This is a genomic window from Amycolatopsis sp. NPDC047767 (assembly GCF_040704195.1).
Lineage (GTDB): Bacteria > Actinomycetota > Actinomycetes > Mycobacteriales > Pseudonocardiaceae > Amycolatopsis.
The window spans coordinates 169,396-184,714 of the sequence record NZ_JBEYSJ010000011.1 but is presented as its reverse complement, the minus strand read 5'-3'; the positions used below and the strand labels follow the sequence as shown (position 1 = coordinate 184,714).

General features: G+C 74.4%; 1 protein-coding gene (cut by a window edge). It reads right to left on the bottom strand.

Going from position 1 to position 15,319, the window contains the following annotated elements:
• Window positions 1-15,319, bottom strand: partial view of a type I polyketide synthase gene (locus AB0878_RS21750; protein ID WP_366582064.1) — the 5' portion only. The gene continues 12,086 nt to the left of window position 1, outside the view; 15,319 of the gene's 27,405 nt are visible here — the first part of the coding sequence; its start codon is at window positions 15,317-15,319; the stop codon falls past the left edge of the window.

The window sequence follows — 15,319 nt, the reverse complement described above, 5'->3', positions numbered from 1 at the left end:
GCCCGAACGACGACACCGCGGCGCGGCGCGGCCGGTCACCGCCGGGCCACGGCGTCGTCTCGGTCAGCAGCTGCACTGCACCCGTGCCCCAGTCCACATGGGACGAAGGCTCGTCGGCGTGCAAAGTCGGCGGGAGCACGCCGTGCTCCATCGCCTTCACGACCTTGATCAGGCTCGCGACGCCGGACGCCATCTGGGTGTGGCCGATGTTCGACTTGATCGACCCCAGCAGCAGCGGCCGCTCGCGGTCCTGGCCGTAGGTCGCGAGCAGCGCCTGGGCCTCGATCGGGTCGCCGAGCGCCGTGCCGGTGCCGTGGCCCTCGACCGCGTCGATCTCGCCGGCCGTCAGGCCCGAGTTCGCCAGCGCCGCGCGGATCACGCGCTGCTGCGCGGGACCGTTGGGCGCGGTCAGGCCGTTGGACGCGCCGTCCTGGTTGATCGCCGAGCCGCGGATCACGGCGAGCACCGGGTGCCCGTTGCGCCGTGCGTCGGACAGCCGCTCCACCAGCACGAGGCCGACGCCTTCGGCGAGGCTCATGCCGTCGGCCGAGTCGGAGTAGGCCTTGCAACGGCCGTCGGGCGCCATCGCGCGCTGGCGGCTGAACCCGATGAACGCGTTCGGCGTCGACATCACCGACACCCCGCCCGCCAGCGCGAGCGAGCTCTCCCCGCCGCGCAGCGACTGGCACGCCAGGTGCAGCGCGACCAGCGACGACGAACAGGCCGTGTCGAGCGTGATCGCCGGGCCCTCGAGCCCGAACAGGTAGGACAGCCGGCCGGACAGCACGCTGGAGAGCGCGCCGGTGATCATGTGGCCCTCGGAGTTCTCGGCACCGGCCGCGGCGCTCTCGCCGTAGTCCTGGTAGCTGGCGCCGATGAACGTGCCGGTGAGGCTGCCGCGCAGGGCCGACGGGTCGAGACCGGCGCGTTCGAACGCCTCCCACGCGGTCTCCAGCAGCAGCCGCTGCTGCGGGTCCATCGACAGCGCCTCCCGCGGCGAGATCCCGAAGAAACCCGCGTCGAAGTCGGCGACGTCGTGCAGGAACCCGCCCTGGGTCGAGTAGGTCTTGCCGTTGACGTCGGGGTCCGGGTCGAAGATCGCGTCGGCGTCCCAGCCGCGGTCGGCGGGGAAGCCGGAGATCACGTCACGGCCCTGGGAAACCAGCTCCCACAGCTGCTCGGGTGAACCGACGCCGCCCGGGTAGCGGCAGCTCATGCCGATGATGGCGATGGGCTCGTCGGTCGCGATCGCGGCCGCCGGTCCGCCGGTCGCCACGGTGGCACCGGCGACCTCGGTGCGGAGGAACTCCACCAGTGCCAACGGGTTCGGGTAGTCGAACACCATCGTGGTCGGCAGCGTCAGCCCGGTCGCGGTCGCGAGGCGGTTGCGCAGGTCGACGGCCGTGAGCGAGTCGAAGCCGACGTCGCGGAACGCCCGTTCCTCGGCCAGGTCCGCCGGATCGGCCAGCCCCAGCACGGCGGACGCCTCGGTGCGGACCAGCGCCAGGAGCCGGTCTTCCTGCTCGGCCGGGCTCAGCGCGCGCAGCTGCGCGGCGAACTCGCCTTCCGCCACCGTGCCGGCGGTCTCCTGTTCGGCGGCCTGCAGCAGCTTGACCTCGGGCACCTCGGCGAACAGGTTCGTCGGGCGCATCGCGGTGAACACCGCGTGGTAGCGGTCCCAGTCCACATCGGCCACGGCGACCACGGTGTCGTCGCCGTCGAGCGCCGTGCGCAGGCCCGAGAGCGCGAGCTTCGGGTCCATGAACACCAGGCCGCTGCCGCGGATCTGCGCCGGGTCGACGCGGCCGAGCTGCAGGTCGTCGGCCCAGATGCCCCACGAGACCGACGTCGCCCGCAGGCCGCGGGCGCGGCGGTGCTCGGCGAGCGCGGCGAGGAACGCGTTGCCCGCCACGTAGGCGGCGTGCTGGCCACTGCCCCACATACCGGCGGTGGACGAGTAGAGCACGAACGAGTCGAGGTCCTCGGGCAGCAGCTCGTCGAGCAGCCGCGCGCCCACGACCTTCGCGCGGATGACCTCCGCGAACGCCTCGATCGACGTCTCGGCCAGCGTCTGCAGGCCGATGAACGCGGCCGTGTGCAGCACGTTGCGGATCTCGCGGCCCGCGTCGCGCAGCCCGGCGAGCATTGCCTCGACCTGAGCGCGGTCGCTGATGTCGCAGGCCACGACGTCGGCCTCGGTGCCCAGCTCGGCCAGCTCCGCGACCAGCTCGCGCGCGCCGGGCTCGTCGAGGCCGCGGCGGCTGGTGAGCACGACGTGCGGCGCGCCCTCGCGGGCGAGCCAGCGGGCCAGGTGCGGGCCGAGCGTCCCGGTCGCGCCGGTGACGAGCGTGGTGCCGGCCGGCGTCCACGCGCGTTCGGTCGTCCCGGCCGGAGCCCGCACGACTCGGCGGGCGAAGACCCCCGACGCGCGCACGGCCAGCTGGTCCTCCCCGGTCGCGCCGGACAGCACGGTCACCAGGCGCGCGACCGCGCGTTCGTCCGGCTGCTCCGGAACGTCGACCACACCGCCCCAGCGATCCGGGTGCTCCAGCGCGGCGGTCCAGCCGACGCCGTGCACCTGCGCCTGGGCCGGGTGGGTCACGGTGTCGGCGCGGTTGGTGGCGACGGCACCGGTGGTGACCGTCCACAGCGGAGCGTCGAGCCCGGCGTCCCCGAGCGCCTGGACCAGCGCGACGGTGAGCGCGAGGCCACTCGCGAGCTCCGGGAACTCGCCGTGGGGCGCTTCGGCGAGCGCCAGCAGCGAGACGACGCCGGTGATCTCCTCGTCCACCGGCAGCCGTCCGGCGAGCACGGAGCGGTCGCTGCAGGACTCGTCGAGCACCAGCGTCCGCACCCGCGCGCCGGCGGCGTGCAGGCCCCGGGCGATCTCGGCGCTCTCGTGGTCCTCGGTCGTGACCAGCAGCCAGGTGCCGGACAGGATGCCGCTCGGCAGCCCGGTCAGCGGCTTCCAGACCGGCCGGTACCGCCAGGAGTCCACTGTGGACGCGTCCTGCCGGCGCCGGCGCCAGTTCGACAACGCGGGCAGCACGGCGGCCAGCGAGGCGCCGTCGACGTCGAGGCTCGCCGTGAGCGAGTCGAGGTCCTGACCCTCCACGGCCGCCCAGAACTCGGCGTCGGCCGGGTCGGCGTGCACCACGGGCTCCGGCTCGGCCGGGACGGCCCAGAAGTGCTGGTGCTGGAAGGCGTAGGTCGGCAGCTCGATGGGCCGGCCGCCGCCGGTGTACGGCGTGAAGTCCACCGGCACGCCACGGACGAAGACCTCCGCGGCCGAGGTCAGGAAGCGCTGCAGCCCGCCCTGGTCGCGGCGCAACGTCCCGGTCACGGCCGTGCGGCCCGCGCCTTCCAGGGTCTCCTGCACCGGCATGGTCAGCACGGGGTGCGAGCTGATCTCCACGAACACGCGGTGCTGGTCCTCGGCGAGCGCGCGGATGGCGGGCTCGAAGCCGACGCGGCCCCGCAGGTTGCGGTACCAGTAGCTCGCGTCCATCTCCGTCGTGTCGAGCCAGCCGCCGGTCACCGTCGAGTAGAACGGGACGGCGGAAACCCGCGGCGTGATCGGGGCCAGCGCCTCGGCGAGGTCGGTCTCGATCGCCTCGACGTGCGCGGAGTGCGACGCGTAGTCCACGGCGATCTTGCGGGCGCGGACTTCCTCGGCCGTCAGCTCGGCGTGCAGGCGGTCGAGCGCGTCCGGGTCGCCAGCCACCACGACGGACGTCGGCCCGTTGACCGCGGCGATCGAAACGCCTTCGGGCAGGCGCGGCTCCACTTCGGACACGGGCAGGCCCACGGACATCATCCCGCCGTGGCCCGCGAGTGTCCGCGCGATGGCCTGGCTGCGCAGCGCCACCACGCGGGCCGCGTCTTCGAGCGACAGTGCACCGGCCACGCACGCGGCGGCGATCTCGCCCTGCGAGTGACCGACCACAGCGTCGGGCTCCACGCCGTGGGCCTGCCACAACGCAGCCAGCGACACCATGACCGCCCACGACGCCGGCTGCACCACATCCACGCGCTCCAACGTCGGCGCACCCTCGACCTGCCGCAGCACATCCAGCAACGACCAATCCACAAAAGACGAAAGGGCCGCAGCGCACTCGTGCAACCGCTCCGCGAACACCGGCGACTCGGCGAGCAGCTGCGCACCCATGCCCGCCCACTGAGAACCCTGGCCCGGGAACACGAACACCCGCTTGCCCTCGACGTCGGCCACCCCGCGCACCGCGGTGGGCAGGTCGCCCCGCAGGCCGGCGAGCAGCTCGTCCCGGCCCGTGCCGAGCACCACGGCGCGGTGCTCGAACCGGGCCCGCGTGGTCAGCAGGGAGGCGGCGACGTCACGCGGGTCGGCGGTTTCGAGCGTCGAAGCGACGTTCACGACCTGCTCGCGCAGCGCCGCGTCACTTCGCGCCGACACCACGAGCGGAACCAGGCGTTCGGGCTCGTCCGCGTGGTCGGGGACCTCCGTCGCGGGCGGCTCGGCGAGGATCGTGTGCGCGTTGGTGCCGCTGATGCCGAACGACGAGATCGCCGCGATCCGCGGCCGGCCGCCGCGCGGCCACGCGGCGGCCTCGGTCAGCAGCTGCACCGTGCCGGGCGTCCAGTCGATGTGGGCCGACCGGTCACCGGCGTGCAGCGTCCGCGGCAGGACCTCGTGCCGCATCGCCATGATCATCTTGATCACGCTCGCCATGCCGGCCGCCGACTGCGTGTGGCCGATGTTCGACTTCACCGAGCCGAGCAGCAGCGGCTGCTCCGGGTCGCGGTCCCGGCCGTAGGTGGCCTGCAGCGCCTGCGCCTCGATCGGGTCGCCGAGCGCGGTGCCGGTGCCGTGCGCCTCCACGACCTGCACGTCTTCGGTGCGCACGCCGGAGTTGGCCAGCGCCTGGCGGATCACGCGCTGCTGCGCGGGGCCGTTGGGAGCCGAGAGGCCGTTGGACGCGCCGTCCTGGTTCACGGCGGAACCGCGCACCACGGCGAGGATCGGATGCCCGTTGCGCTGCGCGTCCGACAATCGCTCCACGAGCAGCATGCCGACGCCCTCGGCGAGCGTCATGCCGTCGGCGCCGTCGCCGAACGCCTTGCAGCGCCCGTCGAGCGCCAGCGCGCGCTGGCGGCTGAAGGCGACGAACGGGCCCGGGTTGGCCATCACGGTCGCGCCGCCGGCCAGCGCCAGCGTGCTCTCCCCGCCGCGCAGCGACTGGCACGCCAGGTGCAGCGCGACCAGCGAAGACGAGCAGGCGGTGTCGACGGTGACCGAGGGTCCTTCCAGCCCGAAGGTGTACGACAACCGTCCGGAAAGGACACTCGGCTGGGTGCCGGTGACGACGTGGCCTTCACCCGCGTCGCCGGCCCCGGCGCCGTAGTCCTGGAAGGTCGAGCCGATGAACGTGCCGGTCGGGCTGCCGTGCAGGGTCGCCGGGTCGATGCCGGCGCGTTCGAAGGCCTCCCACGAGGTCTCCAGCAGCAGCCGCTGCTGCGGGTCCATCGACAGCGCCTCGCGCGGCGAGATCCCGAAGAACGCGGGGTCGAACCGGCCGGCGTCGTGCAGGAAACCGCCCTGCGTCGAGTAGGTGGTGCCGAGGTGGTCGGGGTCCGGGTCGTAGAGGCCGTCGATCTCCCAGCCGCGGTCGGCGGGGAACTCGGAAATCGCGTCGACGCCGTCGGCGACCAGCCGCCAGAACTCCTCCGGCGTGTCGGCGCCGCCGGGGAACCGGCAGGCCATGCCGATGATCGCGATCGGCTCGTCACTCGCGCCCGCGGCGGCCACGACGTTCGCCGTGGCGGCGGTGCCCAGCACCTCGGCGCGCAGGAACTCCGCCAGCGCCGTCGGGTTGGGGTAGTCGAAGGCCAGGGTCGCGGGCAGCGTCAGGCCGGTCAGCGCGCCGAGCCGCTTGCGCAGCTCGACCGCCGTGAGCGAGTCGAAGCCGGCCTCGCGGAAGGCCCGGCGCTCCCCCACCTCGTCCGAGGACGCGTGGCCGAGCACGGCCGCCGCCTCGCCTCGCACCAGGTCGAGGAGCAGCCGCAGCTGCTCGGGCTCGCCGAGCGCGCTCAGGCGGGCGGCGAACTCGCCGGCCTCGGCCTCCGGCTCGTCGGCCCGCACGGCCGCCAGGCCCGCGAGCAGCGGGCTCGGCCGCATCGCCGAGAACACCGGCACGTACCGATCCCAGTCGACGTCGGCGACGGTCACGACCGGCCCGCCCGCGACGACCGCGCGGCGCAGCTCGGCCATGGCCGGGGCGGGCGCCATCATCCCGAGGCCGCGGCGGCGCAGGTCACCCGCGACCGCGTCGTCGGTCGCCATTCCCTTTTCGGCCCACGGACCCCACGCGACGGCCGTCGCGGCCAGGCCGCGGGCGTGGCGCTGCTCGGCCAGCGCGTCGAGGTAGGCGTTGCCCGCGCCGTACGCGCTCTGGCCCGCGCTGCCCCACACTCCGGCGATCGAAGAGAACAGCACGAAGAAGTCGAGCGGACGGTCGCCGAGCAGGGCGTCCAGGTTGACGGCGCCGGCGATCTTCGCCGACAGGACCTGGTCGAAGTAGGCCTGATCGATCTCGTTCAGCGGCGTCGCCTGGCCGACACCGGCCGCGTGGACCACGCCCGTCAGGTCCGGCAGCTCCGCGAGCACGCCGGCGAGGGCGTCGCGGTCGGCGACGTCGCACGCGGCCACGGTGACGCGCGCGCCAAGCTCCTCCAGCTCCGCGGCCAGCTCGGCCGCGCCCGGTGCCTCGGCGCCGCGACGGCTGGTGAGGACCACGTGCTCGGCGCAGCTGCGGGCCAGCCAGCGCGCGACCTCCGCGCCCAGCGCGCCCGTGCCGCCGGTGACCAGCACGCTGCCGGACGCGGTGAACGCGCCTTCCGGCGGCAGGTCCTGCGCCGCGTGCCGCACGAGCCGCCGGCCGGCGACCCCGTTCGCTCGGATCGCGAGCTGGTCCTCGCTCTCCGCATCGGCCAGGACCGCGACGAGCCGGCGGGCGGCGGCCGGGTCCAGAGTGGACGGCAGGTCGACCAGACCGCCCCAGCGGTGGGGCTGTTCCAGCGCGACCACACGGCCCAGCCCCCACACCGCGGCCTGCGCGGCGCTGGTCACGGTCTCGTCCGGCGTGGTGGCGACCGCGCCGCGGGTCAGGGTCCAGATCGGCAGCGGGCCGTGGTCCTCCAGCGCGTGGACGAGCGCGACCGTCAACGCCAGCGCGTCGTCCTCGGCCGAGGCCAGCGTGGACACGATCCCGGTGACCCCGTCGAGGTCGCCCAGGTTCTCGACGGTGCCGGTGCGCACCTCGGCGCCGTGCTCGGTCAGCGCGTCGACCACGTCCTGCGGCGCGTCGGCGGGGCTGACGACCAGCCAGGTGCCCTCGAGCGCGGGCAGCGCCGAGGGCTGCAGGTGCAGCCATTCGACGCGGTAGCGCCACGAGTCCAGCAGCGATTTCTCGTGCCGCGTCTGGCGCCACGACGAGAGGGCGGGCAGCAACGCGTAGAGCGAGGCGTGCTGCTCGTCCTGCAGACCCAGGATCCCGGCCAGCGCGCCGGCGTCGCCGCGTTCCACGGCGTCCCAGAGCCGCTCGTCGGCCGGGTCCGCCGGCACCGAAGCCGAGGGTGTGTCGGGCCAGAAGAACTCGTGCTGGAACGCATACGTGGGCAGATCGATCCGCCGGCCGCCGACGCCGGTGAAGAACTCCGGCCACGCCACGGCGATGCCGCGCGTGTGCAACCGGGCGAGCGCGGTGACGAGCGTGAGCTCCTCGTCCCGGTCCGCGCGCTGGGTCGCGACGACTTCGACGTCGGGCAGGGTTTCCTGGGTCATCGCGGAGAGGACGCCGTCCGGGCCGAGCTCCAGGAACGTGCCGACGCCTTCGGCCGCCAGCGCGCGGACGCCGTCGGCGAAGCGGACGGTGCCGCGGACGTGGTCCACCCAGTAGTCCGGCGAGCACAGCTGCTCCGCCGTCGCGACGGTGCCGGTGAGGTTGGAGACCACCGGCAGCTGCGGTGGCGAGTAGGTCAGGTTCGCCGCGACGGCGCGGAACTCCGCCAGCATCGGGTCCATCCGCGGCGAGTGGAACGCATGGCTCACCCGCAGGCGCTTGGTCTTGCGGTCGAGCGCGGCGAAGTGCTCGACGATCGGCGTCATGGCCTCGTCGTCGCCGGAGATCACGACGGACGCGGGACCGTTGACGGCCGCGATCGCCACACCGTCGGTGAGCAGCGGCGTCACCTCGTCCTCGGTCGCCTGCAGCGCGGCCATCACCCCGCCGGTGGGCAGCGCCTGCATGAGCCGGGCCCGGGCGGAGACGAGCGCCGCGGCGTCGGCGAGGGAGAACACGCCGGCGACGTGCGCGGCGGCCAGCTCGCCGATCGAGTGCCCGGCGAGGAACGCGGGCTTCACGCCCCACGAGCGCACCAGGCGGTAGAGCGCGACCTCGAACGCGAACAGCGCGGGCTGCGTCCAGCCGGTCTCGTCGAGCGAGCCGTCGCCGGCCGCCAGGACTTCACGCAGCGGCCGGTCCAGGTACTCGTCGAACGCACCGCAGACCTCGTTCAGCGCCTGTGCGAACACCGGGAACCGCTCGGCCAGGTCGCGGCCCATCCCGGCGCGCTGGCTGCCCTGGCCGGTGAAGAGGAACGCCAGCCGTCCGGCCGCCCCGGTCTCGCCGGTGACGAGCGCGGAGTCCGAACGCCCGTCGGCGAGCGCTTCGAGTGCGCGGGCCGCGGTCTCCGCGTCGGTGGCGAGCACGGCGGCGCGGTGCTCGAAGTCCGACCGCGTGGTGACCAGCGAATGCGCGACGTCGGCGACGTGCGCCCCGTCCACAGTGGACCGCAGCCGGGCGGCTTGCGCGCACAGCGCCTTTCCGCTGCGGCCGGAGACCAGCCACGGCAGCACCCGGTCGGTGGTCGGCGCCTCGATCGCCTTCGGCGCGGCCGGCTGCTCCAGGATGAGGTGCGCGTTGGTGCCGCTGATGCCGAAGGACGACACCCCGGCCCGCCGCGGCCGGGCGGACTCGGGCCACGCCGTGTCCTCGCGCACCAGCTCGACCGCGCCGGCTTCCCAGTCCACATGGGACGACGGTGTGTCGACGTGCAGCGTTCGCGGGACCGTGCCGTGGCGCATGGCCTCGACCATCTTGATCACGCCGGCGACACCCGCGGCCGCCTGTGTGTGGCCGACGTTGGACTTCACCGACCCGAGCAGCAGCGGCGTCTCGCGGTCGCGTCCGTAGGTGGCCAGCAGGGCCTGCGCCTCGATCGGGTCGCCCAGCGTGGTGCCGGTGCCGTGGGCCTCGACGACGTCGACGTCGCCGGTGTCCAGGCCCGCGTTCGCGAGGGCCGCGCGGATCACGCGTTGCTGTGAAGGGCCGTTCGGGGCGGTCAGGCCGTTGGACGCACCGTCCTGGTTCACCGCGCTGCCCCGCACGAGGGCGAGCACGGGGTGGCCGTGGCGTTTCGCGTCGGAAAGCCGCTCCAGCACGAGCATGCCGGCCCCCTCGGCCCAGCCGACGCCGTCGGCGGACTCGGCGAACGCCTTGCAGCGCCCGTCGGGCGAAAGGCCGCGCTGGCGCGAGAACTCCAGCAGCGACGCCGGCGTGGACATCACCGTGACGCCACCGGCCAGCGCGAGCGAGCACTCGCCCGACCGCAGCGCGTGCATGGCCCAGTGCATCGCGACGAGCGACGACGAGCAGGCCGTGTCCACCGTGACGGCCGGGCCTTCGAGCCCGAGCGTGTAGGAAACCCGGCCGGACGCCACGCTGGGCGAGGTGCCGCTGCCCTGGAAACCTTCGAAGTCACCACCCGCGAGGACCGCGCCGTAGTCGTTGTACATCACGCCGGCGAACACGCCGGTCTGGCTGCCGCGCAACGACACCGGGTCGATGCCGGCCCGCTCGATCGCCTCCCACGACGTCTCGAGCAGCAGGCGCTGCTGCGAATCCGTGGCCAGGGCCTCGCGCGGGCTCATGCCGAAGAACGCCGGGTCGAACTCGGGCGCGTCGTGCAGGAAGCCGCCGCCGCGCGCGTAGGTGGTGCCGGTCCTGTCGGGGTCCGGGTCGTACAGCCCGGCCAGGTCCCAGCCCCGGTTGTCCGGGAAGCCGGTGATCGCGTCGGTGCCGGACGTGACGAGCCGCCACAGCTCCTCGGGCGAGGTCACCCCGCCCGGGTACCGGCAGCTCATGCCGACGATCACGATCGGGTCGTCGGCCGCCGCGGCGCGAGTGGTGCCCACGGTCGCCGCCGGGGCCGAACCGAGCAGCTCCTCCACGACGTGCGCGGCCAGCGCGGCCGCCGTCGGGTAGTCGAACACGACCGTGGCCGCCAGCCGCAGGCCCGTCACGGACCCCACGCGGTTGCGCAGCTCGACCGCGGTCAGCGAGTCGAAGCCGAGGTCGGAGAACGCGCGGGCCGGGTCGATCGCGTCGGCGCCGCCGTGGCCGAGGACCGCGGCCACCTGGGCGCGGACGAGCTCCAGCACGACGTCGGCGCGTTCGGCCTCGCCGAGCCCGCTCAGCCGCTCCGCCAGGCCGACCGCGGCCGACCCCGCGACGACGGACCGCCGGGCCGGGCCGCGGATCAGCCCCCGCAGCAACGGGGGCACCGCGCCCTGCGAGCGCAGCACGGGCAGGTCGAGGCGGACGGGCACGAGCACGGCGTCGCCGGCGGTGAGCGCGGCGTCGAACAGGGCCACGCCCTGCGCCACCGGCAGCGCGGGCGTCCCGGCGCGGGCCATGCGGCTGAGGTCCTCTTCGGACAGCGTGCCGGTCATGCCGCCGGTGCTCGCCCACGGACCCCACGCCAGTGACACGGCCGGCAGGCCCTGGGCCCGGCGGTACTCGGCGAGCGCGTCGAGGAAAGCGTTGGCGGCCGCGTAGTTGCCCTGGCCCGGCGCGCCGAAGACGCCGGCGAACGAGGAGAACGTGACGAACGCGGTGAGGTCGCTCGTGAGCTCGTGCAGGTTCCAGGCTGCGTCGGCCTTCGGGCGCAGCACGGTGTCGAGGCGCTCGGGTGTGAGCGACGCGAGGACACCGTCGTCCAGCACGCCCGCGGTGTGCACGACGGCGCGCACCGGGCGTTCGACCGACGCCAGGGCCGCGGCGAGGGCCTCGCGATCCGCCGCGTCGCAGGCGAGGACAGTGACTTCCGCGCCCTCCTCGGTCAGGTCCGCGACCAGTTCTGCCGCGCCGGGGGCGTCCGGGCCACGACGGCTGAGCAGCAGCAGGTGCCGCACGCCGTACTCGGCCACGAGGTGATGAGCGAACACCGCGCCCAGTCCCCCGGTGCCGCCGGTGACGACCACGGTGCCCTCGGGATCCCACGTGAGCACGTCGGGGGCGACCGGCAGCGCGGCGCGGCTCAGCCGAGCGGCGTAGGTGACGCCCTCGCGCACGGCCAGGTCCGGCTCGTCACCGGAGTAGACCTCGGCGGGCGGCTCACCGTCCGCGTCCAGGTCCAGCAGGCCGAAGCGGCCCGGCAGCTCGCTCTCGGCCGCGCGCACCAGTCCCCGCACGGCCGCGGCCGCCGGGTCGGTGACCGGCTCCCCCGCCACCGAAACGGCACCGCGCGTCACGAAGACCAGACGCTGGTCGCCCGAAGCCGCGTCCTGGAGCAGCCGCAGGGCGTGGGCGGTCAGCGAGTGGGCGTCGCCGATCGGGTCGCCGGTGCCCTCGATCGGCACGAGCACGACATTCGATTCGTCCACCTCGGAGGCCTGAATCCCACGCGGACGGACCCACGACACGGCGAAGAGCGCATCGCGCTGCACGGTCGCGGCGGAGTTGAGGTCGTCGGCCGACATCGGCCGCACCGTCAGGGCTTCGACCGAGGCCACGGGCGCGCCCGTGCTGTCGGCGACCGCGATCGACACCGCGTCGCCGCCCGCGGGCGAGAGCTTCACGCGGACCGAAGCCGCACCGGCCGCGTGCAAGGCCACGCCCTCCCACGAGAACGGCAGGCCCGCCGGGCCACCGTCCGGGCGGCCGAGCAGCAGGGCGTGCAGCGTCGCGTCGAGCAGCGCCGGGTGGATCCCGAACGCGCCGGCGTCGGCTCCGGGCCCGGCCGGCAGGGCGACGTCGGCGAACACGTCGTCGCCGCGGCGCCACACCGAGCGCAGGCCCCGGAACGCCGGGCCGTAGGCGAAGCCGGCTTCGGCCAGCCGGTCGTATCCGCCGTCGAGGTCCACGGGTTCCGCGTCGGCCGGTGGCCAGGCGGCCGCGTCGGAGGCGACCGACGCGGTGCCCGGGGAAACGGTGCCCGCCGCGTGCTGGGTCCAGGGCTGCTCGTCCTCGCCGTCGGACCGCGAGTAGACGTTCACGCCCCGGCGGCCGGCCGCGTCCGGCGCGCCGACCCACACCTGTACCTGCACGGCGCGGTGGTCGGGCAGCACGAGCGGCGCGGCCAGGGTGAGGTCTTCGACGAGGCCGCAGCCGACCTCGTCACCGGCCCGCAGCGCCAGCTCGAGGAACGCGGTGCCCGGCAGCAGCACCGCGCCGCGCACGGCGTGGTCGGCCAGCCACGGGTGCGTCCGGGTGGACAGCCGGCCGGTGAGCAGCAGCCCGTCGGAGTTGGCCAGTGTCACCGCGGCGGCGAGCAGTGGGTGGTGCGCCGCGCCGAGCCCGGCGGCGCGCACGTCGTTGAACTGCGCCATCCCGCCCTTCGGCCAGAACCGGCGGCGCTGGAACGCATAGGTGGGCAGGTCGAGCCGGCGCGCGGCGGTGCCGGCGAAGTACCGCGCCCAGTCCACGGTGATCCCGCGCCCGTGCGCACCGGCCAGCGCGGCGGCCATCGACGCGTCTTCGGGCCGGTTCGCGCGCAGCAAAGCGAACGCCTCGGCGTCTCGGACCAGCGAGGACAGCGCGCTGTCGGGGCCGAGCTCCAGCATCGTCGTGACGCCGTGGCCGGTGAGCCAGTCGAGGGCGTCGGCGAAGCGGACGGTGCGGCGGACGTGGTCGACCCAGTAGTCCGGAGTGGACAGCTGCTCGGCGGTCACGGGCTCGCCGGTCAGCGTGGAGACGATCGGGATCCGCGGAGCTTCGGCCGCGAGACCGGCGACGACGGCGCGGAACTCGGCCAGCATCGGGTCCATCAACGGCGAGTGGAACGCGTGACTCACCCGCAGGCGCTTCGTCTTGCGGCCCAGCTCGGCGAAGTGCGCCGACACCGCGAGCACGGCGTCCTCCGCACCGGAGACGACGACCGTGCCGGGGCCGTTCACAGCGGCGATCGACACCTCGCCGGTCAGCAGCGGCGCGACTTCGTCCTCCGCCGCGGTGATCGAGACCATCGCGCCGCCGGCGGGCAGCGCCTGCATCAGCGTGCCGCGCGCGGCGACCAGCTTCGCCGCGTCGGCCAGGGAAAACACGCCGGAGACGTGGGCGGCGGCCAGCTCGCCGATCGAGTGGCCGGTCAGGTGGTCGGGCGTGACGCCCAGCGACTCGACGAGGCGGAACAGCGCCACCTCGACGGCGAACAACGCGGGTTGCGCCCAGCCCGTCTCGTTCAGCTTCTCGGCGTCCTCGCCCCACAGGACCTCGCGCAGCGAGCCGTCGAGGTGGCGGTCCAGCTCGGCGGCGACCGCGTCGAACGCCTCGGCGTACACGGGGAAACGCCGGTAGAGCTCACGCCCCGCGCCGAGCCGCTGTGCGCCCTGCCCGGTGAACAGGAACGCGAGCTTCGTCTTCGCCGGCACGACGCTCGCGGGCGCTTCCCCCGCCGCCATCGCGGTGAGCCCGGCCAGCGCGGCGTCCCGGTCCTCCGCGACGACCGCTGCCCGGTGCTCGAACGCGGACCGCGTGGTGGCCAGCGACAGCGCCAGGTCGGCCACGGCCGCGTCCGGGTTGTCTTCGAGGAACTCCACGGCGCGGGCCGCCTGGGCCCGCAGCGCTTCGGCGGTGCGCCCGGACACGAGCAGCGGCACCGCACCCGCCGCGAGTGGTGCGGGAGCGGGTTCCTGCTCCGTCGCTTCGGCTTCCGGCGCCTGCTCGATGATCGTGTGGGCGTTGGTGCCGCTGATGCCGAACGACGACACGCCGAACCGTCGCGGCTCGCCCGTCTCCGGCCACGGCGTGGCCTCCGTGAGCAGCCGCACGGCGCCCTCGGTCCAGTCCACATGCGACGACGGGGCGTCCACGTGCAGCGTCTTCGGCAGCACGCCGTGGCGCAGGGCCATGACCATCTTGATGATGCCCGCGACACCGGCGGCGGCCTGCGTGTGGCTGATGTTCGACTTCACCGAGCCGAGGTAGAGCGGCTTGCCCGCGTCGCGGCCGCGGCCGTAGGTGGCCAGCAGCGCCTGCGCTTCGACGGGGTCGCCGAGCGTGGTGCCCGTGCCGTGCGCCTCCACCGCGTCGACCTGCGCGGCGGTGAGGCGGGCGTTGAGCAGCGCCTGCTGGATCACGCGTTCCTGCGAAGGACCGTTCGGCGCGGTCAGGCCGTTGGACGCGCCGTCCTGGTTCACCGCGGACCCGCGGACCACGGCCAGCACCTCGTGGCCGTGGCGGATCGCGTCCGACAGGCGCTCCAGCACGAGCACGCCGACGCCCTCGGCCCAGCCGGTGCCCGACGCCGAGTCGGCGAAGGAGCGGCAGCGGCCGTCGGTCGCGAGACCGCCCTGGCGACTGAACTCGGCGAACGTGGCCGGGCTCGACATCACGGTGACGCCGCCGGCGAGCGCGAGCGAACATTCCTTGGCGCGCAACGCGTGCGCGGCCAGATGCAGAGCAACGAGCGACGACGAGCACGCCGTGTCCACGGTGACGGCGGGCCCCACGAGACCGAACACGTACGACAGCCGGCCGGACATCACGCTCGTGGTGTTTCCGGTGAGCTGGAAGCCCTCGACGCCGTCCTCGGGGCCGACCGCGTAGTCCTGCGCCATCGCGCCGACGAACACGCCGGTGCGGCTGCCGCGCAGCGCCGCCGGGTCGAGGCCCGCGCGCTCGAACGCCTCCCACGACGCCTCCAGCAGCACACGCTGCTGCGGGTCCATCGCCAGCGCCTCACGCGGTGAGATGCCGAAGAAGTCGGCGTCGAACTGCGGGGCGTCGTGCAGGAAGCCGCCCGACAGCGTCGAAGACGCGAAGTCGCCGTCGAGGTCCCAGCCGCGGTCGGCGGGGAACTCGGTGATGCCGTGCTCGCCGGCCTCGACCAGCCGCCACAGGTCCTCCGGGCTGGTGACGCCGCCGGGGTAGCGGCAGCTCATGCCCACGATCGCGATGGGCTCGCTCGCCGCCGCCTCCAGCTCCTGCACCCGCTGGCGCGTCCGGCGCAGATCGGCACTGGCGCGCTTGAGGTAGTCCCGCAGCTTCTGTTCGTTGTCCAT